The sequence below is a fragment of the Nocardioides sp. T2.26MG-1 genome (genome assembly GCF_950101795.1).
Taxonomy (GTDB): Bacteria; Actinomycetota; Actinomycetes; order Propionibacteriales; family Nocardioidaceae; genus Nocardioides.
In genome coordinates this window covers 54,827-79,386 of record NZ_CATNLZ010000035.1, presented here as the reverse complement: position 1 = coordinate 79,386, position 24,560 = coordinate 54,827, and the positions used below count along the sequence as shown (strand labels likewise).

Here is a 24,560-nt window from a genome sequence, read left to right as displayed (position 1 = left end):
GCCCTCACAGCGCCTGGGGCCCACCCTCCAGCAGCGCCTTGAACCCGTCCTCGTCGAGGACGGGCACGCCGAGCTGCTCGGCCTTGTCCGCCTTGGAGCCGGCGTTGTCGCCCACCACGACGTAGTCGGTCTTCTTCGACACCGACCCGGCGGCCTTGCCGCCACGCGCCAGGATCGCCTCCTTGGCGGAGTCGCGGCTGAAGTCGACCAACGAGCCGGTGACGACGACCGTCAGCCCCTCGAGGGTGCGCGGCACGGACTCGTCCCGCTCGTCGGCCATCGTGACGCCGGCGCGCTCCCACGTGTCGACGATCTGCACATGCCAGGGCTCCTTGAACCACTCGATGACCGCCTCGGCGATCGTCGGCCCGACACCCTCGGCCGCTGCCAGCTCCCCCTCGCTGGCGCCGCGGATCGCGGCCATCGAGCCGAACTCCTGGGCCAGTGCCCGGGCCGCGGTCGGGCCGACGTGGCGGATCGACAGCGCCACCAGCACCCGCCACAACGGCACCCGCCTGGCCTTGGCCAGGTTGTCGAGCAGGCGCTGGCCGTTGGCGCTGAGCTGGGGACCCTCCTCGCCCTTCTTCGGCGCGCGGGTGAACAGCGGGGCCCGCAGCAGCTTGGCCTCGTCGAGGTCGAACACGTCGCCCTCGTTGGCGATCACCCCCGCGTCGAGCAGCGCCACGGCGGCCTCGTAGCCGAGGCCCTCGATGTCGAACGCGCCGCGACCGGCGACGTGGAAGACCCGCTCGCGCACCTGCGCGGGGCAGAACTGGTGGTTGGGGCAGCGCCGGTCCTTGTCACCCTCCTTCTGCTCGACCAGCGTGGTGCCACAGGCCGGGCACTCGGTAGGCCCCACCCAGGCGGGCAGACCCTCGGGGCGCAGCGGCAGCACCGGCCCGAGGACCTCGGGGATCACGTCGCCGGCCTTGCGCAGGATCACGGTGTCGCCGGGGCGCACGTCCTTGCGCTCGACCTCGTAGTAGTTGTGCAGCGTGGCGTTCTCGACGGTCGAGCCCGCGACCTTGGTCGGCTCCATGACGGCGTACGGCGTGACGCGGCCGGTGCGGCCGACGTTGACCCGGATCTCCAGCAGCTTGGCGTTGACCTCCTCGGGCGGGTACTTGAACGCGATCGCCCAGCGGGGTGCGCGGCTGGTCGAGCCGAGCCGGCGCTGGAGCGCCACGTCGTCGACCTTGATCACGACCCCGTCGATCTCGTAGGGGACGATCGAGTGGCGGTGCTCGCCGGCGTTGTCGATGTAGGCCTCGACCTCCCGCAGGGTGGGCACCACCCGCACCTGGTCGCTGGTCGGCAGGCCCCAGGCGGCCAGCGCCTCGTAGCCGTGGGACTGGGCGACGGGCTCGAAGCCGCGCCGCTCGCCGATGCCGTGGCAGACCATGCCCAGGTCGCGGGAGGCGGTGACCCGGGGGTCCTTCTGGCGCAATGAGCCGGCGGCGGCGTTGCGCGGGTTGGCGAACACCGGCTTGCCGGCCTCGGTCATCGACTCGTTGAGCCGCTCGAACGCCGCCACCGGCAAGAAGACCTCGCCGCGCACCTCGAGGAGCTCGGGCACCGGGAACTCCTCCGTGCCGGTGAGCCGGTGCGGGACCGCGTCGATGGTCTTGACGTTGGGTGTGACGTCCTCGCCGGTGGTGCCGTCGCCGCGGGTGAGCGCCCGCACCAGCCGGCCCTGCTCGTAGAGCAGGTTGATCGCGAGCCCGTCGACCTTGAGCTCGCACAGCAGCGCCGGCGCCTCGATGCCGTCGCGGCCGAGCCGGGCGTACCACGCCTCGACCTCCTCGAGCGAGAACGCGTTGTCGAGGCTCTCCATGCGCCGCAGGTGGGCGACCGGGGTGAACTCGGTGGAGACCGCACCGCCGACCTTCTGCGTCGGCGAGTCGGGAGTGCGCAGCTCCGGGAACTCCTCCTCGAGCTCCTGAAGGCGTCGCATCCGGCGGTCGTAGTCGGCGTCGTCGAGCGTGGGGCTGTCGAGCACGAAGTAGCGCCAGCGCGCCTCCTCGATCTCCTCGGCCAGCAGGCGGTGCTCGTCGCGTGGGTCGGTCACGGGAGCCATTGTGCCGGGGCCGACCGACAGTCGCCGAGACCCGCCCGCCACGCTCCGGTCTAGACCGGCTCCAGGCGTGCCGGGAAGAAGTTCACGAAAAGTCGGTTGGGACGGAATGGCCCGCGCGCCTACGCTGTTCTCGATGAAACGAAACCGTTTCGTTTCATGCAGGTTAACGACAGCCGAAGGACACGATGACCCCGATCGAGCGCCCCCGCATCGAGGGCGACCGCGAGCAGGAGATCCTCGACGCCACGCTCGAGGTGCTGGCCGACGTCGGCTACGACCGGCTCACCATGGACGCCGTCGCCGCCAAGGCGAAGGCCTCCAAGGCGACGCTCTACCGCCGGTGGAACAACAAGGTCAGCCTGGTGATCGAGGCACTCCACCACTCCAAGGGGGTCACCGAGCTCCCCGACACCGGGACCCTCCGCGGTGATCTCCAGGGCATCTTCTGCGGGATGGGTGGTCTCGTCGACCAGCAGACCGTGGCCACGTTCGCGAGCGTGCTCACCGCGATCGCCCGCGACGCCGACTTCGCCGAGGCCTTCCGCCGCGAGGTGGTCGGCCCCAAGATCGCGCTCTCCCAGCAGGTCTGGGAGCGCGCCCGAGAGCGCGGGGAGATCGGCCCCGACGTCGACCTCTCGCTGCTCGAGCCGGCCCTGGCCGGCATCGTGCTGCACCGCGTGTTCGTGATGGGCGAGCAGCCCAGCGAGGACCTCATCACCCGCGTGATCGACCAGATCATCCTCCCGGCCGCCACCTGTTGCGGCTCGGCCTCACTCCAGACGACCACCTCCTCCCCGTCCCACAAGGACTCCCTCAAGGAACAGGAAGACTGATGACCGAAGTCACCAGCACCGCGAGCGCGGAGACCACCGCGCCACCCGGCAAGAACCTCCACCTCGGTTGGGCGCTCGTGCTCATCTCGATCGCCCAGCTGATGGTGGTCCTCGACGGCACGATCGTGAACATCGCGCTGCCCTACATCCAGGGCGACCTGGGCATCTCCGACGCCAACCTCCGTTGGATCGTGACCGGCTACGCCCTGGCCTTCGGCAGCCTGCTGCTGCTGGGCGGCCGGCTCGGCGACCTCTACGGCCGTCGCCGAGTCTTCATGCTCGGCCTGATCATCTTCGGCATCGCCTCGCTGCTGGGCGGCCTGGCGACCAACGAGCCGCTGCTGCTCGCCGCCCGTGGCCTCCAGGGCCTGGGCGCCGCGCTCGCCTCCCCCGCCGCGCTCGCGCTGATCGCGACGACGTTCCCGGCCGGCCCGGCCCGCAACCGGGCGTTCGGGGTGTACGCCGCGATGTCCGGCGTGGGCGCCGCCGTCGGCCTGCTGCTCGGCGGCTGGCTGACCGGCATGGACACGTTCCTCGGCATGGACGTCGAGGGCTGGCGCCTCACGCTGCTGATCAACACCCCGATCGGCGTGCTGACCGCGATGCTCGCGCCCCGGTTCCTCGCCGAGTCCGAGACCCACCCCGGTGAGCTCGACCTGCCCGGCGCCGTCACCGGCACCCTCGGCGTCCTCGGTCTCGTCTACGGCATCAGCCGGGCCGGCACCGACGGCTGGGGCGACGCCTGGACGATCGCCAGCCTCGCGGCCGGTGTCGCGCTGGTGGGCCTGTTCCTGAGCCTCGAGCGCCGCGTCGAGCACCCGCTGCTGCCGGTGCGGGTCTTCACCAACCGGACCCGGGCGGCCAGCTTCGTGGCGATGTTCTTCGCCCCGGCGGCGATGTTCGCGATGTTCTTCTACCTCAGCCAGTACATCCAGACCGTGATGGGCTACAGCCCGATCAAGGCCGGTGTCGCGTTCCTGCCCTTCGTGTTCGGCCTGGTCGCCGCGGCCGGGATCTCGTCGAACCTCGCCAACCGCATCGACCCGCGGTACCTGGCCGGCGTCGGCACCCTGCTCGCCGCGGTCGCGCTGTTCGGGTTCTCCCGGCTGCCCTACGACACCTCGTTCCCGGTGGGCGACGTCCAGGGCGACTACGCCACCGACCTGCTGCCGTTCATCGTGATGATGGCGTTCGGCATGGGGCTGGTGTTCGTGCCCCTCACGCTGACCGCGGTGCACCACCTGCGGGTGGAGGACTCGGGCATCGGCTCCGGCGTGCTCAACACCATGCAGCAGGTGGGCGGCGCGCTCGGCCTCTCGCTGCTCGGCACCATCGCCACCCAGACGATGGACGACCGCAGCGCGACCCTGATGCCGAGGGTGGCGCAGGCCGCCGCCGAGCTGGACCCGACCCAGGCCGGGCTGGCGCAGAAGGTGGCGTTCACCCAGATCTTCACCGAGGGCGCCACCGACGCGTTCCTGCTCGGGGCCGGCCTGATGGTCGTCGCCTCGCTGGTGACCTGGGTCTTCCTCAACGTCAAGCACCAGGAGCTCGCCACCGACGGACCCGAGGCCCCTGCGCACGTGGGCTGACACGTCCCCTCCCACTCGGTGGCACAGAGACGATGCCCACCCCCGCTCGCGGGAGTGGGCATCGTCGCGTTCCGAGCCGGCTCAGGACAGGGCGTCCTCCAGCGCCTTGACGAACGCCGGGAGGTCGCCGGGGTTGCGGCTGGTGATGAGGGCGCCGTCGACGACGACCTCCTCGTCGGTCCAGGTGCCGCCCGCGTTGCGGACGTCGTCGGCGAGGCTGGGATAGCTGGTCAGCCGGCGGCCACGGGCCAGCCCAGCCGAGACCAGCAGCCAGGGCCCGTGGCAGATCACGGCCAGGGGGATCTTGAGCTCGACCGCCTGGCGCACGATGTCCTGCGCCCGCGGCTCGGTGCGGATCCGGTCGGCGTTCACGGTGCCGCCCGGCACCACGACGGCGCTGACGGCACCGACGTCGAGGTCGTCGAGGGTGCCGTCCACCTCGACCTTCCGGGTCGGCGTCGTGTCGCCCTCGACGGCCTGGATCGGGTCGGTGCCGGTGGAGTAGATCCGCACGGTCGCTCCCGCGTCGCGCAGGGCGTCGCGCGGCTCCACGAGCTCGGCCTCCTCGAAGAAGTCGGTCGCGATGATGGCCACGGTCTTGCCGGTCAGGTCGCTCATGCGGGCCTGGTACCCGTCTGGAGCGGCCCCGATGCGCGGGCGGCGTCGCCCGCAGATGACCGGTCCCCGATCGGTCCGCGGGTGAGGCGTCCGCGCCGACCGACCCGGCAGGGGACGCGTCGGTCAGCCGAGGTTGGCGGCGGTGGTGTGCAGCAGGGCCAGCGCCCGGCGCGCCCAGGCCGGCGACGCACCGGCCAGCCCGCAGGACGGGGTGAGCACCAGCCGCTCGCCCACCTCCGCCGGGTCGAGCCCGACCATGTCGAGCCAGCGCAGCGCCCCCTCGGTCAGGCTCGCGTCCGAGGGCGGCTCGGCGGGGTCGAGGGTGGGTACGACGCCGAGCGCGACGGACTCGCCCGCCTCGAGCGCCTCGGCCAGCACGTCGTGGTCGGCCGCCGTCGCCACGGCGAGGTCGACCGAGAGGCCCCGGGCTCCGGCGCCGCGCAGCAGCCGGAGCGGCGTACCGGCCGCGCAAGTGTGCACCCACGGCTCCGCCTGGGCCGCGGTGATGGCGCCGAGCACCCACTCGAGCGCCTCGGACGCCTCGGGCGGATGGATCGTGCGGTGCCGGCCGAACCCGGACGCGGTCGGCACCCGAGCGTCCAGCACTGCGGCGAGGGCCGGCTCGTCGACCTGGACGACGAGCCGCTCGACGCCGGGCAGCCGGCGGCGCACGTCGCGCACGTGGTCGCCCAGCCCTTCGGCGAGGGCCTGGGCCAGCTCGCGGCGGGCGCCGTGGTCGGCCAGCACCTTGTCGCCGCGCGGCCGTTCGACGGTGGCGGCCAGGGTCCAGGGCCCGGCCACCTGGATCTTGAACGCGCCGGTCCAGTCCTGCGCCTGCTCCTCGAGCGAGTCCAGGTCCTGCGCGAGCAGGCTGCGGGCCCGGCGGTGGTCGACACCCGACGTGCCCTGGGTGCCGGTGAGCCGCCAGCCGGCGGGCTGGAGGTCGACGCCCAGCTCGGCCACGACCGCGAGCGCGCGCCCGGTCATCGACGCGGCCGCGCCGCGGCCGGGGACCTCGGGCAGGTGCGGCAGGCCGTGGTCGGTCGCCAGCTCGCCGAGCACGGCGCGCACGGCCTCGTCGTACGCCGTCTGGTCGTCGCCGGGCCAGGATCCGACGCCGCTCGCGGAGGTCACGCCGGAACCCGCTCGGCCGCGGCGATGGTGGCCGAGCCGACCACGCGGGTGCCGTCGTAGACGACAGCCGCCTGGCCGGGGGCGATGCCGTACGCCGGCTCGAGCAGCTCGATCTCGACCCCGTCCTCCCCCACGTCGACCCGGGCCGGCAGCTCCTCGCCGTGGGCGCGCAGCTGCACCGTGCCCTCGAGCCGCCCGGGGACGGTGCCGCACCAGCGCGGGCGGATGCCGCGCAGCCGGTGGACCGCGAGCCGCTCGCGCGGGCCGACGGTGACCGTGCCCGAGACCGGCTCGATGTCGAGAACGAAGCGCGGCTTGCCGTCCGCGGCCGGGCGTCCGAGCCGCAGGCCCTTGCGCTGGCCGATCGTGAAGCCGTAGGTGCCGGTGTGCTCGCCGACCACCTCGCCGGACTCGTCGACGATCGCGCCGCCGTGGTTGGGCGCGCGGTCGCCGAGCTTCTCGCGCAGCCAGCCGGCGTTGTCGCCGTCGGCGACGAAGCAGATGTCGTGGCTGTCCGGCTTGTCGGCGACCAGCAGGCCGCGCTCGGCGGCCTCGCGGCGCACGTCGGCCTTGGTCGAGTCGCCCAGGGGGAACAGCGAGTGCCGCAGCTGCTGCTGGTCGAGCACACCGAGCACGTAGGACTGGTCCTTGCCGTGGTCGACCGCGCGGTGCATCTCGACGAGGCCGTCCGGTCCGGTGTGCAGCCGGGCGTAGTGGCCGGTCGCGACGGCGTCGAAGCCGAGCCCGAGCGCTCGGTCGAGGACGGCGGCGAACTTGATCTTCTCGTTGCACCGCAGGCACGGGTTGGGCGTGCGGCCGGCGGCGTACTCGTCCATGAAGTCCTCGACGACGTCCTCGTGGAAGCGCTCGCTGAGGTCCCAGACGTAGAACGGGATGCCGATCACGTCGGCCGCGCGCCGGGCGTCGTTGCTGTCCTCGATCGTGCAGCAGCCGCGGGCGCCGGAGCGGTACGACGCCGGGTTGCGCGACAGCGCGAGGTGGATGCCGGTGACGTGGTGGCCCGCCTCGACGGCGCGTGCGGCCGCGACGGCGGAGTCGACGCCGCCCGACATGGCGGCGATCACCCGCACGTCAGCGCCTCGCCGCGCGGGCCCGCTCGACGACCGGCCCGATCGCCTCGACCACGGCGTCGACCTCGGCCTGGGTGGTGGTGTGGCCGAGCGAGAAGCGCAGCGAGTGGCGCGCGGCCTCGGCGGTGCAGCCCATCGCCAGCAGCACGTGGGAGGGCTGCGGCACGCCGGCGGAGCAGGCCGAGCCGGTGGAGCACTCGATGCCGCGCGCGTCGAGCAGCATCAGCAGCGAGTCGCCCTCGCAGCCGGGGAAGCCGAGGTGGGCGTTGCCGGGGAGCCGGCGCGCCTGCCCGGAGTCCAGCTGAGCGCCGTGCAGGTGCGCGTCGGGGACGGCGTCGATGACGCGACGGACCAGGTCGTCGCGCAGCGCGCCGACGCGGGCCGCGTGCTCGGCCTGCTGCTTGACGGCCAGCTCCACGGCCGCGGCGAACCCGGCGATCGCAGGGGTGTCGAGGGTGCCGCTGCGGATGTCGCGCTCCTGGCCGCCGCCGTGCACCAGCGGCCGCACCGAGATCTCACGGCCGACGACGAGCGCGCCCACGCCGTACGGCCCGCCGAGCTTGTGGCCGGTGAGCGTCAGCGCGTCGACGCCGGAGGTCGCGAAGTCGACCGGCACGTGCCCGACGGCCTGGACGGCGTCGGTGTGCACGGGGATGCCGTGCTCGGCCGCGAGCGCCACCACCTCGTCGATCGGCTGCAGCGTCCCGACCTCGTTGTTGGCCCACATCACCGAGATCAGCGCGACGCCTGCCGGGTCGCGCTCGACGGCGGCGCGGAGCGCCTCGACGTCGAGCCGGGCGCGATCGTCGACGGGGAGCAGCTCGACGTCGGCGCCCTCCGACTCGCCGAGCCAGCGGACCGGGTCCAGCACGGCGTGGTGCTCGACGGCGGTCGTCAGCACGCGGGTGCGCCGGGGGTCCTCCGCCCGGCGCGACCAGAACATGCCCTTGACCGCGAGGTTGTCGGCCTCGGTGCCGCCGGAGGTGAACACGATCTCCCCCGGCCGGCAGTTCAGCGCCTGCGCGATGGTCTCCCGCGACTCCTCGACGACGCGGCGGGCGTGCCGGCCGGAGGCGTGCAGCGAGCTGGGGTTGCCGACCTGGAGCAGGTGGGCGGTCATCGCCTCGACGGCCGCGGGCACCATGGGGGTGGTCGCGGCGTGGTCGAGGTAGACGGTCGGGCTGGTCATCGCACCGCCCAGCGTACGGCGCGGCACGACGACCAGCCCAACCCGCTCGGCCGGTGGCCGAGCGAGGTCGCTACCGGGTGACCTTGATGACACCGAGCTTCGTGGGCGCGCCGTCCGCGACGGTGCACGGGAACGGCGAGCTGGGGACCGGCTGGCCGTCCTGGTTGGCGGCGTTGAAGGTGAACGACGTGGGGATCTTCACGACGTACCTGCCGGGCTTGGTCAGCCTGAACCCCTTGGCGGTCCCGCTGGCGCGCAGCGTCATCGCGCCACTGTCGGGCACGTCGGTCTGCGGGATCTTCACGTTCGCGAGCGGGACCTTCTTCGCCCCGACGCTGTAGCGGATGTCGCTCGCCGAGCCGGACAGCGCGGTGATGCCGAGCACGTCGCGCATCGGGGTCACCAGGGTCTCCGGGATCACGACCGTCATCTTGACCGGGCGGCTCGCGACGGGCTTGCCGCGCTTCACCTTGGCCGGCAGGTCGATCTTGATGGTCACCGCCATCGTCTGGTCGCCGAGGGCGGTGGCGCAGGTGTAGCTGCTCTTCAGCGAGACCGGCACGGCCTCGGCGGCCGGGGCCGCCACCAGGAACGTGCCGCCCGTCAGGGCGGCGGAGGCGCCCAGGGCGGCGAGTCGTGCAGCGGGTCGTGCGGGCATGCGGATGGACATGTGGGTCTCCTCCCGAGAGCCGCGCCCCTCCCGGGCGCGGACGTGTTCCGGACGATAGTGGTCCGGCAAACCGGGTTGCAACCCCCAGTTGCAACCCGGTTTGCGCAACTCACTTCCGGGCGACCTCGGCCACCACCCCGCGGTGGTCGCTGCCCGGGAGGCCGACGGTCCGCACCGAGACGACGGCCAGCCGCGGACCCACGAGCACGTGGTCGATCCCGGCCAGCGGCGGCACCGGCGGCAGCATCCCCCACCGGCGACCGGCGGGCCAGGTCGGCTGCCAGCCCGCGTTGGCGACCTCGGCGGCGTCCCGCAGGCCCGCGTCGGCGAGCGCCCGCAGCGGAGCGTGGTCCACGGTCGCGTTGAGGTCGCCGAGGACCAGGTCGGGGTGGCGATCGCGGACGACGTCCAGCAGCGCCGCGTGGTCGGACCGCCACAGGTCCGGCTCGGTGGGGGCCTGCGGGTGGGTCGCGACCACCACGAGGTCACCCATCGTCACCACCCAGCCGTCGAGCCAGGTGTCGGTGGGCTCGGCCGCCGCGAGCTCGGCGCGGGCGAACACCATCGTCGCGCTGCTGCCGCTGCGCGGCTCGCCGACGCGGTGCGGCAGCAGGTCGTCGAGCCCGGCGCGCTCCATGTCGGCCAGCTCCGCGGCGGTGATCTCCTCGACCACCAGCAGGTCGACCCGCTCCCGGCTGGCCACCCGCACCAGCTCGAACGGGTCGCCGTCGCCCTGCGCGATGTTGGCGGTCATCACCGTGAGCGTCTCGGCGCCCTCCGCGGGCGGCGGGTTCGCGCCGGACACCATCGGGGCGAACCACCAACAGTGCACGCCCAGGCCCAGCGCCGCCAGCACGGCCACGGCGGTGGTCGCCGAGCGCCGGCGCCTCCGCACGACCAGCCTGGCGGACGCGACCAGCAGCGCCGCGGCGTACAGGACGAGGCAGAGCGGCGTGAAGGCCTCGAGCTGGATCCAGAACCCGGTCCCGGGCTCGACGAGCCGGGCCGTCGTCACGAGCACGGCCGGGACGAGCAGCACGGCGAGCGCCAGCCAGAACACCACCACCCGCGCACGCACGGGGCGAAACTACCGGGCAGGTATCAGCACCAGGTCGTCACGGTGGACGACCTCGCGCTCGTAGCCCGCCCCGAGCTCGCGCTTGAGGTCGTGCGACGAGCGGCCGAGGAGGTGCGGGATCTCCTCGGCGTCGAAGTTCACCAGGCCCCGGGCGACGGGCACCCCGTCGGGGCCGGTGAGGTCGACGGGGTCGCCGGCGACGAAGGTGCCGGTGACCCCGGTGATGCCCGCGGCGAGCAGCGAGGCGCGCCGCTCGACGACCGCCCGCACCGCCCCGGGGTCGAGCACGATCGTGCCCTTCGGCTCCGTGGCGTGCGCGAGCCAGAGCAGCCGCGTCGGGCGGCGCCGGCCGGTGGTGTGGAACAGCGTGCCCACGGGGTCGCCGGCGAGGGCCGCGGCGGCGCGCTCGGCGGAGGTCAGCACGACGGGGATCCCCGCACCGGTGGCGATCCGGGCGGCGTCGAGCTTGGTCTGCATGCCACCGGTGCCAAGACCGGCGGCGCCGGCCTTGCCGATGCGTACGTCGCCGAGATCGTCGACCGAGACGACGTCCGGCACCAGCGAGCTGCCGGGCGCGGCCGGGTCCGCGTCGTACAGCCCGTCGACGTCCGAGAGCAGCACCAGCAGGTCGGCGTGGACCAGGTGCGCGACCAGGGCGGCGAGCCGGTCGTTGTCGCCGAAGCGGATCTCGCTGGTCGCCACCGTGTCGTTCTCGTTGACGATCGGCAGCACGCCCAGCTCGAGGAGCTTGGCGAAGGTCTGATAGGCGTTGCGGTAGTGCGAGCGGCGGGTGACGTCGTCGACCGTGAGCAGCACCTGTCCCGCGATCACGCCGTGCTGGGCGAGCTCCTCGGTGTAGCGGTGCACGAGCAGGCCCTGACCCACCGAGGCCGCGGCCTGCTGGGCGGGCAGCGACTTGGGTCGCCGACGCAGGCCGAGCGGGGCCAGCCCGGCCGCGATCGCACCGGAGGACACCAGCACGACCTCGGCGCCGCGGGCGCGCAGCTTCGCGAGCACGTCGACGAGCTCACGCACCCGGCCCGGGTCGATGCCGCCCGCAGCCGTGGTGAGCGAGGAGGACCCGATCTTGACGACGACCCGCTTGGCCTCCGTCACCTCGCGGCGCACGCTCACGACTCCCCGTCCCTACTCGTCCGCGGGGGCGTTCTCGGCCCAGTCGGGGTCGTCCTTGCCGCCGATCTCGTAGGACTGCGGTCCATAGGTCTCCGGCTTGTCGAGGCGGCGGGCCACGTCGGCGCGCGTCTCGCCCTTACCGCGCTCGGGCATCAGCTCGTCGATCGTGCGCCGGCGGCGGGCGGCGGGCCGCGACTCCTCGAACCGCTGGTCCTCGCCACGGCGGCTGAGGATCTCGGCCGCTGCGTCGATGCCGGGCTTGAAGTCGAACACGACCGCGTTGTCCGGGTCGCCGATGAGCACGGCATCGCCCTCCTCGGCGCCGAGCTCCACCAGGCGCTTCTCGACGCCGAGCCGGTTGAGACGGTCGGCGAGGTAGCCGACGGCCTCGTCGTTGCTGAAGTCGGTCTGCCGCACCCAGCGTTCGGGCCGATCGCCGAGCACCCGCCAGCCGTCTGGGGTCGAGGTCACGGTGAAGGAGTCGCTGCCGTCGGCGGACGGTGGGCGCAGCACGATGCGCGTGGCCTCGAGCACGGGCTTCGCATCACGGGCGGCCTGGACCACTGCCGCCATCGCGAAGGTGAGCTCGCGCAGCCCCTCCCCCGACGCCGCGGAGACCGGGAAGACCTGGAGGCCGCGCTCGCGCAGCTCGTCGACCACGAAGCCCGCGATGTCGCGGCCGTCGGGGACGTCGACCTTGTTCAGCGCCACCAGGCGCGGCCGGTCCTCGAGCCCGCCGTACCGGGCCAGCTCGTTCTCGATCACGTCGAGGTCGTCGACGGGGTTGCGGCCCGGCTCGATGCTCGCGGTGTCGACCACGTGCACGATCGCGGCGCACCGCTCGATGTGGCGCAGGAAGTCATGGCCCAGGCCGCGGCCCTCGCTGGCTCCCTCGATGAGCCCGGGGACGTCGGCGACCGTGAACGTCGTGTCGCCGGCGGTGACCACCCCGAGGTTGGGCACCAGCGTCGTGAAGGGGTAGTCGGCGATCTTGGGGCGCGCACGCGACATCGCGGCGATCAGGCTGGACTTGCCGGCACTGGGGAAGCCGACCAGGCCGATGTCGGCGACCACCTTGAGCTCGAGGACGATCTCGAGCTCCTCACCGGGCTCGCCCAGCAGCGCGAAGCCAGGCGCCTTGCGCTTGGCCGAGGCCAGCGCGGCGTTGCCGAGCCCGCCGCGCCCGCCCTGGGCGACGACCAGCTCGGTGCCGGGCCCGACCAGGTCGGCCAGCACGTTGCCCCGGCGGTCGGTGACGACCGTGCCGTCCGGGACCGGCAGCACCAGGTCGGAGCCGTGGGCGCCGTTGCGGTGCGCACCCGCGCCGTGGCCGCCGTTCTCGGCGCGCCGCTTGGGGCTGTGGTGGTAGTCGAGCAGCGTGGTCACGTCGGTGTCGACGCGCAGGATCACCGAGCCCCCGGGCCCGCCGTTGCCGCCGTCGGGGCCGCCGAGCGGCTTGAACTTCTCGCGGTGCACGGAGGCGACGCCGTGGCCGCCCCGTCCCGCGCTGACGTGCAACGTCACGCGGTCGACGAAGGTCGGGACTGCCATGGTGCCTTCTCTCAGAATGTCACGATGAAACGCGAAGGGCGTCCCGAGACCGGGACGCCCTTCGAGGTGGTGCGGGGTGCGAGCGTCAGGTCACTCGCCCGGGACGATGTTCACGACACGACGGCCCCGACGGGTGCCGAACTGCACCGCACCGGCGATCAGCGCGAACAGCGTGTCGTCGCCGCCGCGGCCGACGCCGCTGCCCGGGTGGAAGTGGGTGCCGCGCTGACGCACGATGATCTCGCCGGCGTTGACGGCCTGGCCGCCGTAGCGCTTGACGCCGAGGCGCTGGGAGTTGGAGTCGCGGCCGTTCTTGGTGGACGCGGCGCCCTTCTTGTGTGCCATTTCGTGTCCTTGCTGTCTCGGAGCTGTCTCGGAGCTGTCTCGGAGCGTGAGCTCAGAGGGAGATGTCGGTGACCTTGACCTGGGTGTACTTCTGGCGGTGACCCTGGCGCTTCTTGTAGCCGGTCTTGTTCTTGTACTTCTGGATGATGATCTTGGGGCCCTTGGTCGCACCGAGGACCTCGACCGTCACCGACGCCTTGTCCAGCGCCTTCGCGTCCGAGGTGATGGTCTCACCGTCGACGACGAGGACCACGGGAAGCTTCACGGAGTCGCCGGCCGCCGTGGCGACCTTGTCGATCTCGATGACGTCGCCGACGGCAACCTTCTGCTGCTTGGCGCCTGCGCGCACGATCGCGTACACCGCGGTCTCCTTCGTCATGTCTGTTGCGTTACGTCGGGGCCTGGGGCGCACACACTCGGGCGCCGCACAGAGAAAGGCACGCCTGGACGCACCGAGGATCAATACTACGGACCGGGCACCCTCACGGCAAAACGCGAGGCAGCTCAGCGCTTGCGCGAACCCTTCTTCTTGACCGGCACGTGCTCGATCACCGAGCCCTCTCCGGGCTCGGCGTCGGCGGTGCCGGGTTCCACGGCGCCCGTGATCGGCGGCACGCCCACGCTGCCGATGGCGCCCGGGGGCGCCACGTCGGCAACGGGGCTGACCTCGGCCGCCGCGTCGGCCACGGGCGGGCCGGCCGGCCGGCTCGCCGCACGGCGACGGGTCCGGGTGACGACCCTGGGCGGCTCGGGCACGGACTCGACGACGGGCTCGACGACGGGCTCAGCGACGGGCTCAACGACGGGCTCGGCGTCCGGGCGCTCGGGCGTCTCGTCGGCCGCGAGGGGCGGCGTCTGCTCGGTGGGAGCCTCGGCGGCCGTCTCGACGGCGGAGGCGGGACCGGCGTCGGCCTCGGCCGCAGGCTCGGTGTCGCCGGCGCCGTCCGGGCGCGCCATCGCGGCGATGTCCTTGGGCGTCGGCGGCGTGGGCGGCCTCGGAGGCGTGGCGCTGACGTCCTGGTCGGCGCCGCGACCCCGGCCACCGCGACTGCGGCGTCCGCCGCCGCTCGCGCCGCCGCCACCACCACGACGAGCGTCGTCCTCGCCGCGCTTGGGCTCGACCGGAGCCTCGCGGATGATGACACCGCGGCCCTGGCAGTGCTCGCAGTTCTCGCTGAACGCCTCGAGCAGACCGGTGCCGATCCGCTTGCGGGTCATCTGCACCAGCCCGAGCGAGGTCACCTCGGCCACCTGGTGGCGGGTCCGGTCACGCCCCAGGCACTCGACCAGGCGACGCAGCACCAGGTCACGGTTGGACTCCAGGACCATGTCGATGAAGTCGACGACGATGATGCCGCCGATGTCGCGCAGCCGGAGCTGGCGGACGATCTCCTCCGCGGCCTCGAGGTTGTTCTTGGTGACGGTCTCCTCGAGGTTGCCGCCCGACCCGGTGAACTTGCCGGTGTTGACGTCGACGACCGTCATCGCCTCGGTGCGGTCGATGACCAGGGAGCCGCCCGAGGGCAGCCAGACCTTGCGGTCCAGGCCCTTGGAGATCTGCTCCTCGATGCGGTACTCCGCGAACACGTCCGCCTTGCCACCGGCGCCGTCGGCTCCGGGCTCGTAGCGCTCGAGCCGCTTCTCGAGGTCGGGAGCGACGTGCTGCACGTAGCCCTGCACGGTGTCCCAGGCGTCCTGGCCCTGGATGACCAGCTTGGAGAAGTCCTCGGTGAACAGGTCGCGGACGACCTTGAGGGTCAGGTCGGGCTCGCCGTAGAGCAGCTGCGGGGCGCTGCCCTTGGCCTTGCTCTCGATGTCCTCCCAGCGGGCCTTGAGCCGCTCGACGTCGCGGGTCAGCTCGTCCTCGCTGGCACCCTCGGCCGCGGTGCGGACGATCACGCCGGCGGTGTCCGGGACGATCTCCTTGAGCAGCGTCTTGAGGCGGTTGCGCTCGGTGTCCGGGAGCTTGCGGGAGATCCCGCTCGTCGTGCCGTCGGGCACGTAGACGAGGAACCGGCCGGCCAGGGAGATCTGGCTGGTGAGCCGGGCGCCCTTATGGCCGATCGGGTCCTTGGTGACCTGCACGAGCACCGACTGGCCGGAGCTGAGCACCGACTCGATCTTGCGGGGCTGCCCGTCCTTGTGGCCGAGCGCCGACCAGTTGACCTCGCCGGCGTACAGCACCGCGTTGCGGCCCTTGCCGATGTCGATGAACGCCGCCTCCATCGAGGGCAGCACGTTCTGCACCCGGCCGAGGTAGACGTTGCCGATCAGGGAGGTCTGCGACTCGCGGGCCACGTAGTGCTCGACGAGCACCCGGTCCTCGAGCACGCCGATCTGGATCAGGTCCTCACGCTGGCGGATCACCATGACCCGGTCGACCGACTCGCGGCGCGCCAGGAACTCGGCCTCGCTGACGATCGGGGCCCGCCGGCGGCCGGCCTCGCGGCCCTCCCGGCGGCGCTGCTTCTTGGCCTCCAGGCGGGTGGAGCCGGACACCGCGGTGATCTCGTCCTCGGCCGAGCGGCGGTTGCGGACCCGGGTGACGGTGCCCTCGGAGTCCTCGGACGACGAACCGCCGTCCTCGCCCGACCGGCGCCGGCGGCGCCGGCGACGCGAGGTGCCCTCGCCGCCCTGCTCGCCCTGGTCAGCCTGGTCACCGGCGGAGTCCTCGCCGCCGGCGGCCTCGGCGCGCTCGGTGTCGCCCTGGTCGGTGTCGTCGTCCTGGGCAGCGGAGTCGGAGGCGCCGTTCTGCCCGGACTCGCCGTCGCCGGGCTTGCGTCGGCGGCGGCCACCGCGGCGGCGACGCCGACGGGCAGTGCCGTCACCGCCCTCGGCCTCGGTGTCACCGGCGTCGCCGGTGTCCTCGCCGTCGGGCTGCTGGGCCTCGACCGGGGGCTCCGCGGCGAGCGCGGTCTCCTCGGCGTCCTCGACCTCCTCGGCGGACTCGCGCCCGCCGACCTTCTTGGCTGCGGTCTTCTTGGCGCCGGTCTTCTTCGCGGCGGCCTTCCTGGTGGTGGCCTTCTTCGCGGCCTTGGTCGGCTCGGGCGCCTGGAACAGCACCGCCGGCGCCGCCGGCGCGTCGCTGGTCTCGGTCGTCTCGGTCAGCGGGTCGCCGTGCGGCGGCGTCGCGGACTCCTCGAGCGGCGCGGCCTCGGTCGCGGCCTTCTTGGCGGGCGTCTTCTTGGTGGTGGCCTTCTTGGCGGGCGCCTTCTTGGCGGTGCTCTTGCGCGCGGCGGCCTTCTTGACCGGCGCGTCACCCGCCGTCTCACCGGCCGTCACACCGGGCGCGTCGGCGACCGGCTCGGGCAGCGGGACGTCGACGGGGGACGCGGGCGTGTCGGAGGCGTCCGCCGGCGCGGCGGCCTTCTTCGCGGTCTTCTTCGCCGCGGTCTTGCGCGCGGCGGTCTTCTTGGCGGCCGCCTTCTTCGCCGGCCGGCCGGCCGTGGCCTCCGACGGCTCCGACGTGGTGTCGGGCGTGGTGGCCGGTGATTCTGCTCCGGGCTGGAGGTCGTCGGGCATCGTGTGTGCTCCTAGGCCCGTGCGCTCCGCGCCGGGCGAGTCCGACGTCGCCCACCCGAGTGTTCAGAGCCGGCGACGCAAAGCCTTCGTGTGGCGGCGACACCCTCCGCGGTGCGTCACTTGTGCACGTCGTCTCGCCTGCCGCGGTCGCATGGCCTGTGTCCTGAGGAGCTCGCGATGGGTCGCTGTCACCGACCTACCGGGCCGCGTCGCGGTCTGGTGAGACGAAGTCCAACCAGCGTGCCGACCCTGGGTGGGCCGGCGAGAACGTCGTCGGATCGTTCCGGACAGGGTGTCCGGGCCGATCACAGCGAGTATCGCACACGTCGAGGTGAGGACCCCCAACGTCGAGGGTCAGCGGTGCAGCGGGTCGCCGATCTCGCCGGTCGCGGGATCGAGCGGACCTTGGGCCAGCCGGGTCAGCAACGGCGCCCCGGCGACCTCGAGCCCCCCGACCGACGCGAGCCCGGCCAGCACGTCGTCGGGGCGGACCGACGGGACGCCGTGCCGCAGCACCAGGTCGAGCCGGGTGCCGCCGTCCCGCGGCTCGGCCGCGAGCGCCACCACCGCGGCGCGGCAGTCGAAGTCCCGCAGGCCCTTCTTGGTCATCCGCTGCACCGGCACCGTCTCGGCCGCCAGGAACGTCTCGACGGCGGGTCCGGCCGCCTCCGGCGCGACGTCGAGGTCGAGCAGCCAGTGGCTCGCCTCCAACAGGTCGGCGAGCGATCCCCCCGGCGCCTCGACGACCTCGACCACGTCCAGGCCGTCCGGCAGCGACTCCTCGAGGGCCCGACGCACGACCTCGGGGTCCTGGACCTCGGCGAGCCCGATCTCGAGGTACTCCGCCTCGCTGGCCGACCCGGTCGGCGCGGCGCCGGCGTACGAGATCCGGGGGTGCGGGTTGAACCCCGAGGAGTAGGCCATCGGCACCCGGGCCCGGAAGATCGCGCGCTCGAAGGCACGGCTGAAGTCACGGTGGCTGGTGAACCGGAGCCGGCCACGCTTGGCGTAGCGGATCCGCAGCCGCTGGACGGGTGGGGCTTGCTGCTCGGGCTGGTCGCGCACCGCCCAAGGCTACGGGGACAATGCCTGCTTCATGGCGGCCGAGGGGTAGACGGTGCTCACCTTGTGGCCGTCGAGCCAGGCCGTGAGGCGCTCGGCCTCCGCGGCCAGCGCCGCGCGACCCTCCGCACTGACGTCCTCGAGCAGGTGCAGGACGACGACGGCGTCGGCGTCCTGGACCCAGCAGCCCACGACCCGGCCGTCCCACCAGGCGGTGGTGCCGGCGTTGCCGTTGGCGTCGAACAGCGCCGGCCCGTGCGGGCCGAGGTAGAACGCGCGCTCCTTCCACCCCATCACCGTGGGGTCGAGGACCGGGAGCAGCGCCGCCCACGGCTCGAGCGGCGGCTCGGGCTCCTCGACGAGCGGGTCGTCGGGCAGCAGCCAGCCCACCGCTCCCCCGTCGAGCCCGACCTCCACGGCGCCGACGTCGGCCAGGGCCGCGCGGACAGCGGTCTTGGTCGCGCCGAGCCACCAGACGATGTCGGCCTCCGTGCCCGGCCCGAAGGTGGCCAGCCAGCGGCGGACCAGCTCGGCGTAGCCCTCGCGCTCCTTGGCCGGCACCGGCACCTCACCCAGCCAGGTCTCCATCGCGGTCCACTGCGGCCGGGCCGTGCGCCAGTGGCCGGCATTGCTGCCGCGCACGATCTTGGCCTCGACCGCGAGCTGGGTGAGGACCCGCGGGGCGACCGAGACGTTGGCGGCGTACTTGCCCTTGCCGATGTCCAGGCGGCCGGCGAGCTCCGGCACCTCCTCCCGCAGCTGTTGCGCGGACCGCTCGACGTCGCCCGCGAGATGGGCGAGCGTCGCACGCTCGGCGGCGTCGAGCCAGGCCCGGCCGTCGGATGCGAGACCGGCCTGCTCGACCACCTTCGCCAGCTGGCTGCGGTGGGTGGCGGCGACCCGGGCCGAGGCGCTCCCCCAGGCCGCCGGCAGCAGGTCGCGCGGGAAGACGAACAGCGTGCGGCGCATCGCGAGCTGCTTGACCAGCGTGCGGTCGGCGTACAGCGCCCGGTCGACGTCCGCGACCGTCACGCCGTCGACCCGCGCCCAGAGCGAGAGGTAGACCGTCGGCGCCTCGGTGGCGTGCAGCACCGTCATCGCCCGGGTCGCCGCCTCGGGATCGGTCGCCCGGTGACCGGGCGCCAGGGCGTGCCGACGGCCCAGCCGGGCGCGGCGCTCGGTGTCGCTCACCACTCGCATGGCGACATCCTGCCCCGTGCCGCCGACAGCCGGATGAGACGATGGTGCGAGTGAGCACCCCTGCCCGTCGTACGTCAGCACTCGTCCTCGTCGGGCTGGTCCTCCTCTCCTTCAACCTGCGCCCGACGGCGGTCAGCGTCGGGCCGGTGCTCGCCGAGGTGCGCGACTCGTTCTCGATGTCCGGGCCGGCGGCCGGACTGCTCACGTCGCTGCCGGTGATCGCGTTCGCGGTGTTCGGGGCGCTCGCCCCGGCCGCGGCGCGGGCCCTCGGCGTCCACCGGGTCACGCTGCTGGCGATCCTCTCGTCGATCGCCGGGCTGACCGGCCGCGCGCTCACGCACAGCCAGTCCGTGTTCCTGCTGCTGTCGCTGCTCGCGCTCGGCGGGATGGCGATGGCCAACGTGCTGCTGCCCTCGCTGGTCAAGCTGCACTTCCCCGACCACATCGGACGGGTCACCGCGATCTACACGACCGCGCTGTCGATCGGCCTCACCGCGGCACTGGTGCTGACCGTGCCGATCTCGCACGCGTTCGGCGGGTGGCGCTCCGGGCTCGGGGCGTGGGCCGCGCTGGCGGTGCTCGCCGCCGTCCCGTGGGTGTCGCTGATCGCCCACGACCGGCACCTCGAGCGCGCTCGGCGGACGATCACCTTCGGCGCGGTCGCCCGGACCCCGCTGGGCCTGGCGATGGCGCTGTTCTTCGGTCTCCAGTCGCTGCAGGCCTACGTGATCTTCGGGTGGTTCGCCCAGCTGTGGCGCGACAGCGGCTACTCGGCGGGCGTCGCCGGCCTGCTGGCGGGCGTCGTGGCCGGCACGAGCATCCCGCTCTCGCTGTGGCTGCCGAACGTGCTGGCCCGCAGCGCGGACCCGCGTCGCGTGCTGTTCGCGGTGATCGCGGCCTATCCCGTGGGGTACGTCGGGCTGATGGCGGCGCCGTACTCGCTCGCCCCGTTGTGGGCGGTGCTGGTCGGCATCGGAACCGTGACCTTCCCGCTGATCCTGACCCTGATCGGGCTGCGGGCCCGCACGCCCGAGGGGACCGCGGCGCTCTCGGCGTTCACCCAGTCGGTGGGCTACCTCGTCGCCGCGATCGGGCCGTTCCTGATCGGGGTGGTGCACGACGCCACCGGCGGGTGGAACGTGCCGCTGCTGATGCTGCTCGTGCTGGTGCTCCCGCTGTTCGCGCTCGCGGCGTACGTCGGTCGGGTCCGCTACGTCGAGGACCAGCTCGCCTCCCCCCGTTGAGTCGGGACTTCTGCACGTCGAGTCGGGACTTCTGCACGTCGAGTCGGGAGTTGTGACCGTCGAGTCGGGAGTTGTGGCAGCCCCGGCCGCCAGAAGTCCGGACTCGGTCGTCACAACTCCCGACTCAACGTCAGAAGTCACGAATCAACGAATGGCTCAGACGACGGAGAGGGGCAGGAGCTGCTGGCCGGTGGGGCCGATCTGGATCTCGGTGCCCATCTCGGGGCAGACGCCGCAGTCGTAGCAGGGCGTCCAGCGGCAGTCCTCGACCTCGACGTCGGAGCCATCGGCGGCCGCGAGCGCGTCCTCCCAGTCGGCCCACAGCCAGTCCTTGTCGAGCCCGGAGTCGAGGTGATCCCACGGCAGGACCTCGTCGTACTCCCGCTCACGCGTGGTGAACCACGCCAAGTCGACGCCGGTGCCGGCCAGCGCGGCGTCCGCGGAGGAGACCCAGCGCTCGTAGGAGAAGTGCTCGCTCCACCCGTCGAACCGGCCGCCGTCGCGCCACACCTGCTCGATGACCGCGCCGACCCTGCGGTCGCCGCGGGACAGCAGTCCCTCGATCGTGCCGGGCTTGCCGTCGTGGTAGCGGAACCCGATCGCGCGGCCGAAGCGCTTGTCGTCGCGGACGGTGTCGCGCAGCTTCTTCAGCCGCTCGTCGGTGGTCTCGTGGTCGAGCTGCGCGGCCCACTGGAACGGCGTGTGCGGCTTGGGCACGAACCCGCCGATCGAGACCGTGCACCGGATGTCGTTGCGCCCGGAGACCTCGCGGCCCTTGGCGATGACCAATTTGGCGAGGTCGGCGATCGCGAGCACGTCCTCGTCGGTCTCGGTGGGCAGCCCGCACATGAAGTACAGCTTCACCTGCCGCCAGCCGTGGGAGTACGCCGCCGCCACGGTGCGGACCAGGTCCTCCTCGGTGACCATCTTGTTGATCACCCGGCGCATCCGCTCCGAGCCGCCCTCGGGGGCGAACGTCAGGCCCGAGCGGCGCCCGTTGCGGGAGAACTCGTTGGCCAGGGTGATGTTGAACGCGTCCACGCGGGTCGACGGCAGCGAGAGCGACACGTTGGAGCCCTCGTAGCGGTCGCCCAGCCCCTTGGCGATGTCGCCGATCTCGGTGTGGTCGGCGCTGCTCAGCGAGAGCAGGCCGACCTCCTCGAAGCCGGACTTGCGGATGCCGTTCTCGACCATGTCGCCGATGGTCTTGATCGAGCGCTCACGCACGGGGCGGGTGATCATGCCGGCCTGGCAGAACCGGCAGCCGCGGGTGCAGCCGCGGAAGATCTCCACCGAGAACCGCTCGTGGACGGTCTCGGCGAGCGGCACCAGCGGCTTCGCGGGGTAGGGCCAGGCGTCGAGGTCCATCAGCGTGTGCTTGCGGACCCGGAACGGGATCCCGGGCCGGTTGGGGACGACCGCCTCGATGGTGCCGTCCTCGGCGTACACGACGTCGTAGAACCGCGGGACGTAGACGCCGCCGCTGACCGCGAGCCGGCGCAGCACCTCGTCGCGACCTCCCGGGCGGCCCTCGACCTTCCACTCGCGGACGACCTCGGAGATCGCGAGCACGACCTCCTCGCCGTCGCCCAGCACGGCCGCGTCGACGAAGTCGGCGATCGGCTCGGGGTTGAACGCCGCGTGTCCCCCGGCGAGCACGATCGGGTCGTCGTCGCCGCGGTCGGCGGCGTGCAGCGGGATGCCGGCCAGGTCGAGGGCGTTGAGCATGTTCGTGTAGCCGAGCTCGGTGGAGAAGCTCAGGCCGAACAGGTCGAAGGCGCGCACCGGCCGGTGGGCGTCGACCGTGAACTGCGGGATCGGCCCCTGGGCGTCGCCCTCGCGCATCACCCGCTCCATGTCGGGCCAGACGGCGTAGGTGCGCTCGGCGACGATCCAGTCGCGCTCGTTGAGCACCTCGTAGAGGATCTGGACGCCCTGGTTGGGCAGGCCGACCTCGTAGGCGTCGGGGTACATCAGCGCCCAGCGGACGGTCTCGCCCTCGGGCGTGACGGCGCCGCAGTCCCAGTCCTTCACGGTGGAGTTGAGCTCGCCGCCGACGTACTGGATCGGCTTGGAGACCGACGGGAGCCGGGGCTCGAGGCGGGGGAAGACCGACTCGGGGACGTTCGCGGACGCGGACATCAGAACTAACCTCGCAGGACGGCGTGACGACGGATGGGCGAAGGATCCAGCGTACGTCGGGCGTCCACCCGCGGGCGAACCGTCGTCCGGGGCGTCACTCCGGCTCGGCGGCGATCTCCTCGAGCGCCGCGAGCGCCGCGCGGGCGACCTCCAGCTGCTCCTCGGCGAGGGCGATGAGGTCCTCCAGCCCGCTGGCTCCGTAGCGGTTGCCCACACTCAGGACGGCTTCGACGATCTCCGGCTCGATGTCGCGGTCGCTCATGGCACCATCCAAACAGACCCGGCCGGACCCGCCCGGACTCGCCCGCCCGACGGCGCGCGCCACCGACGATCCGCGATTGGCTACGCTGACCGGCAGCGGGGCCTTCTCGGGCGCGTTCACATTCGAACGAGAAGGCCCCGCGTTCTCGTTCTCAGACCGGCGGCTCGGCCGCCTCGGCGCGGGCCGCGGCGCTCGCGGACGTGGCCCGCAGCTCGACCGGTGGCAGCAGCAGCAGGATCAGGAACGCCAGCACCCCCACGCCCGCGGCCAGCAGGAACACCAGGTCCATCGACTCGGCGAAGCCCACCTTGAACGGGTGCGCGATCACCGGATCCATGCGCTCGATGACCGAGGAGTCGTCCTGGACCTGGGCGATCAGCTCGGGGGTCGGGCCGTGTCCCTCGGCGACCGCCTGCTGCCACGCGGGGCTCCGGCTGTCGTGCTCGATCGCGTCGGCGATGTTGCCGCCGACGCCGCCGAACAGCACCGAGAGGAAGATCGCGACGCCGAGCGTGCCGCCGATCTGGCGGAAGAACGTCGCCGAGCTGGTGGCCACCCCGATCTCGGTGGGCGGCACCGCGCTCTGCACGATCAGCAGCAGCGGCTGCATGCAGTTGCCCAGCCCGATGCCGAGCACGAACATCGAGAGGCTGATCAGCACCAGGGGCGTGTCGGCGCCGGCGAGCGAGAGCAGCCCGAGCCCGAGCACCATCACGCCGGAGCCGACGATCGGGAACAGCCGGACGTGCCCGGTCCGGGAGATCACCAGACCGGACCCGATCGACGCCGCCATCATCCCGACCACCATCGGCAGCATCAGCAGGCCCGACTCCGTCGGCGAGGCGCCGTGGGCGATCTGCATGTAGAGCGGCAGCAGCATGATGCCGCCGAACATCGCCATGCCGACGATCACGCTCGCCGAGATCGTCACCGCGGCCGCCCGGATCCGGAAGATTCGCAGCGGGATCAGGGCCGCGTCGCCGATCGCCCGCTCGGCCAGGTAGAAGCCGCCCAGGCCGACCGCCCCGACGGCGTACGCCGTGAGCGACCGGGACGAGCCCCAGCCCCAGTCGCGGCCCTGCTCGGCCACGGCCAGCAACGGGACGAGCCCGACGGCCAGCGCCGCCGCGCCCCACCAGTCGATGCGCACCTGGCGACGGACGTGATGGACGTGCAGGGTCGCGGAGACCACGAACAGGGCCGCGATGCCGATCGGGACGTTGACGAGGAACACCCACCGCCACCCGTCGATCGAGAGGATCGTGGACCGGCCGGCGAAGAACCCGCCGATCAGCGGACCGAGCACGCTCGAGGTGCCGAACATCGCCATGAAGTAGCCGGTGTAGCGGGCCCGCTCGCGCGGGGACACGATGTCGCCGATGATCGCCAGCACCAGCGTGAACAGACCGCCGGCACCCAGCCCCTGGAACGCGCGGAACGCCGCCAGCTGGACCATCGAGTCCGCGAACGAGCACAGCGCCGAGCCGACGACGAACACCGTGATCGCGAACATGAACAGCTTCTTGCGGCCGTAGAGGTCGCCGAGCTTGCCGTAGATCGGCGTGGTGATCGTCCCGGTGATCAGGTACGCCGTGGTCACCCACGCCTGCACCGAGAGGCCGTGGAGGTCGTCGGCGATCGTGCGGATCGAGGTGCTGACGATCGTCTGGTCGAGCGCGCCGAGGAACATCCCGAGCATCAGGCCCGAGAGGATCGTGAGGACCTGGCGGTGCGTGTACTCCCCGGTGTGGGCGGTGCTGTCCGTCAGCTCGCCGTCGTTGGTTGTCATCGGCAACGAGGTTAGCGGGCGCCGCCA

Annotated in this window: 20 protein-coding genes; 3 read left to right on the top strand and 17 right to left on the bottom strand. The window is 72.8% G+C overall.

Annotation, left to right across the window (positions count from 1 at the left end; all coding sequences use genetic code 11):
- Positions 1–4: 4 nt before the first annotated feature.
- Positions 5–2,077 (bottom strand): NAD-dependent DNA ligase LigA, encoded by a 2,073-nt coding sequence (ligA, locus tag QQZ14_RS22270; RefSeq protein ID WP_284536618.1) that lies wholly within the window; start codon positions 2,075–2,077, stop codon positions 5–7.
- 185 nt (positions 2,078–2,262) lie between these two features.
- Here ligA and QQZ14_RS22265 point away from each other — a divergent pair, with 185 nt between their 5' ends.
- Both QQZ14_RS22265 and QQZ14_RS22260 read left to right on the top strand, forming a co-directional pair.
- Positions 2,263–2,910 (top strand): TetR/AcrR family transcriptional regulator, encoded by a 648-nt coding sequence (locus tag QQZ14_RS22265; RefSeq protein WP_284536617.1) that lies wholly within the window; start codon positions 2,263–2,265, stop codon positions 2,908–2,910.
- The gene (locus QQZ14_RS22260) at positions 2,910–4,502 is read left to right on the top strand and encodes an MFS transporter (RefSeq protein ID WP_284536616.1); all 1,593 of its coding nucleotides are present in this window, start codon (positions 2,910–2,912) and stop codon (positions 4,500–4,502) included. Before QQZ14_RS22265 ends, QQZ14_RS22260 begins: the two co-directional genes overlap by 1 nt.
- 81 nt (positions 4,503–4,583) lie before the next feature.
- Here the strand turns inward: QQZ14_RS22260 and QQZ14_RS22255 are convergent, their stop codons facing one another.
- From QQZ14_RS22255 to QQZ14_RS22195, 13 genes are all read right to left on the bottom strand, one after another.
- Positions 4,584–5,120, bottom strand: a complete 537-nt coding sequence (locus tag QQZ14_RS22255; RefSeq protein WP_284536615.1) for a type 1 glutamine amidotransferase domain-containing protein — start codon at positions 5,118–5,120, stop codon at positions 4,584–4,586.
- A gap of 123 nt (positions 5,121–5,243) precedes the next feature.
- The gene (locus QQZ14_RS22250; RefSeq protein WP_284536614.1) at positions 5,244–6,254 is read right to left on the bottom strand and encodes a methionine synthase; all 1,011 of its coding nucleotides are present in this window, start codon (positions 6,252–6,254) and stop codon (positions 5,244–5,246) included.
- Complete coding sequence (gene mnmA / locus QQZ14_RS22245; protein WP_284536613.1) at positions 6,251–7,345, bottom strand: tRNA 2-thiouridine(34) synthase MnmA; 1,095 nt, start codon at positions 7,343–7,345, stop codon at positions 6,251–6,253. The genes QQZ14_RS22250 and mnmA overlap by 4 nt, the downstream gene beginning before the upstream one ends.
- A gap of 1 nt (position 7,346) precedes the next feature.
- A complete protein-coding gene (locus tag QQZ14_RS22240; RefSeq protein WP_284536612.1) occupies positions 7,347–8,534 on the bottom strand; it encodes a cysteine desulfurase family protein in 1,188 nt (395 codons plus the stop codon).
- 70 nt (positions 8,535–8,604) lie between these two features.
- A complete protein-coding gene (locus tag QQZ14_RS22235) occupies positions 8,605–9,204 on the bottom strand; it encodes a DUF6801 domain-containing protein (RefSeq protein WP_284536611.1) in 600 nt (199 codons plus the stop codon).
- A gap of 109 nt (positions 9,205–9,313) precedes the next feature.
- The gene (locus QQZ14_RS22230) at positions 9,314–10,282 is read right to left on the bottom strand and encodes an endonuclease/exonuclease/phosphatase family protein (RefSeq protein WP_284536610.1); all 969 of its coding nucleotides are present in this window, start codon (positions 10,280–10,282) and stop codon (positions 9,314–9,316) included.
- 9 nt (positions 10,283–10,291) lie between these two features.
- Entirely contained in the window at positions 10,292–11,416 is a 1,125-nt protein-coding gene (proB, locus tag QQZ14_RS22225; protein WP_284536609.1) for a glutamate 5-kinase, read from the bottom strand.
- 12 nt (positions 11,417–11,428) lie between these two features.
- The gene (gene obgE, locus QQZ14_RS22220) at positions 11,429–12,967 is read right to left on the bottom strand and encodes a GTPase ObgE (RefSeq protein WP_284536608.1); all 1,539 of its coding nucleotides are present in this window, start codon (positions 12,965–12,967) and stop codon (positions 11,429–11,431) included.
- A 90-nt stretch (positions 12,968–13,057) separates the two neighbouring features.
- Positions 13,058–13,312: a 50S ribosomal protein L27 gene (rpmA, locus tag QQZ14_RS22215; protein WP_125039258.1), complete on the bottom strand. Its 255-nt coding sequence runs from the start codon at positions 13,310–13,312 to the stop codon at positions 13,058–13,060.
- A gap of 52 nt (positions 13,313–13,364) precedes the next feature.
- A complete protein-coding gene (gene rplU / locus QQZ14_RS22210) occupies positions 13,365–13,673 on the bottom strand; it encodes a 50S ribosomal protein L21 (RefSeq protein WP_284536804.1) in 309 nt (102 codons plus the stop codon).
- Positions 13,674–13,816: 143 nt separating this feature from the next.
- Complete coding sequence (locus QQZ14_RS22205) at positions 13,817–16,834, bottom strand: Rne/Rng family ribonuclease (RefSeq protein ID WP_284536607.1); 3,018 nt, start codon at positions 16,832–16,834, stop codon at positions 13,817–13,819.
- Positions 16,835–17,188: 354 nt separating this feature from the next.
- Positions 17,189–17,899: a TIGR03936 family radical SAM-associated protein gene (locus tag QQZ14_RS22200; RefSeq protein ID WP_284536606.1), complete on the bottom strand. Its 711-nt coding sequence runs from the start codon at positions 17,897–17,899 to the stop codon at positions 17,189–17,191.
- Between the two features lie 9 nt (positions 17,900–17,908).
- A complete protein-coding gene (locus QQZ14_RS22195; RefSeq protein ID WP_284536605.1) occupies positions 17,909–19,096 on the bottom strand; it encodes a winged helix DNA-binding domain-containing protein in 1,188 nt (395 codons plus the stop codon).
- A 50-nt stretch (positions 19,097–19,146) separates the two neighbouring features.
- Here QQZ14_RS22195 and QQZ14_RS22190 point away from each other — a divergent pair, with 50 nt between their 5' ends.
- Complete coding sequence (locus QQZ14_RS22190) at positions 19,147–20,340, top strand: MFS transporter (RefSeq protein ID WP_284536604.1); 1,194 nt, start codon at positions 19,147–19,149, stop codon at positions 20,338–20,340.
- A 156-nt stretch (positions 20,341–20,496) separates the two neighbouring features.
- Here the strand turns inward: QQZ14_RS22190 and QQZ14_RS22185 are convergent, their stop codons facing one another.
- The 3 genes from QQZ14_RS22185 to QQZ14_RS22175 form a co-directional block, all read right to left on the bottom strand.
- Positions 20,497–22,482, bottom strand: a complete 1,986-nt coding sequence (locus tag QQZ14_RS22185) for a TIGR03960 family B12-binding radical SAM protein (protein ID WP_284536603.1) — start codon at positions 22,480–22,482, stop codon at positions 20,497–20,499.
- A 94-nt stretch (positions 22,483–22,576) separates the two neighbouring features.
- Complete coding sequence (locus QQZ14_RS22180; protein WP_284536602.1) at positions 22,577–22,744, bottom strand: hypothetical protein; 168 nt, start codon at positions 22,742–22,744, stop codon at positions 22,577–22,579.
- Positions 22,745–22,895: 151 nt separating this feature from the next.
- Positions 22,896–24,533: an MDR family MFS transporter gene (locus tag QQZ14_RS22175; protein ID WP_284536601.1), complete on the bottom strand. Its 1,638-nt coding sequence runs from the start codon at positions 24,531–24,533 to the stop codon at positions 22,896–22,898.
- Positions 24,534–24,560 lie beyond the last annotated feature (27 nt).

Excerpts from the sequence above, each read along its gene's own strand:
- ligA (WP_284536618.1), bottom strand. The coding sequence starts at position 2,077 with ATGGCTCCCGTGACCGACCCACGCGACGAGCACCGCCTGCTGGCCGAG.
- QQZ14_RS22265 (WP_284536617.1), top strand. The coding sequence starts at position 2,263 with ATGACCCCGATCGAGCGCCCCCGCATCGAGGGCGACCGCGAGCAGGAG.
- QQZ14_RS22260 (WP_284536616.1), top strand. The coding sequence starts at position 2,910 with ATGACCGAAGTCACCAGCACCGCGAGCGCGGAGACCACCGCGCCACCC.
- QQZ14_RS22255 (WP_284536615.1), bottom strand. The coding sequence starts at position 5,120 with ATGAGCGACCTGACCGGCAAGACCGTGGCCATCATCGCGACCGACTTC.
- QQZ14_RS22240 (WP_284536612.1), bottom strand. The coding sequence starts at position 8,534 with ATGACCAGCCCGACCGTCTACCTCGACCACGCCGCGACCACCCCCATG.
- QQZ14_RS22235 (WP_284536611.1), bottom strand. The coding sequence starts at position 9,204 with ATGTCCATCCGCATGCCCGCACGACCCGCTGCACGACTCGCCGCCCTG.
- obgE (WP_284536608.1), bottom strand. The coding sequence starts at position 12,967 with ATGGCAGTCCCGACCTTCGTCGACCGCGTGACGTTGCACGTCAGCGCG.
- rpmA (WP_125039258.1), bottom strand. The coding sequence starts at position 13,312 with ATGGCACACAAGAAGGGCGCCGCGTCCACCAAGAACGGCCGCGACTCC.
- QQZ14_RS22205 (WP_284536607.1), bottom strand. The coding sequence starts at position 16,834 with ATGCCCGACGACCTCCAGCCCGGAGCAGAATCACCGGCCACCACGCCC.
- QQZ14_RS22195 (WP_284536605.1), bottom strand. The coding sequence starts at position 19,096 with ATGCGAGTGGTGAGCGACACCGAGCGCCGCGCCCGGCTGGGCCGTCGG.
- QQZ14_RS22185 (WP_284536603.1), bottom strand. The coding sequence starts at position 22,482 with ATGTCCGCGTCCGCGAACGTCCCCGAGTCGGTCTTCCCCCGCCTCGAG.
- QQZ14_RS22180 (WP_284536602.1), bottom strand. The coding sequence starts at position 22,744 with ATGAGCGACCGCGACATCGAGCCGGAGATCGTCGAAGCCGTCCTGAGT.
- QQZ14_RS22175 (WP_284536601.1), bottom strand. The coding sequence starts at position 24,533 with ATGACAACCAACGACGGCGAGCTGACGGACAGCACCGCCCACACCGGG.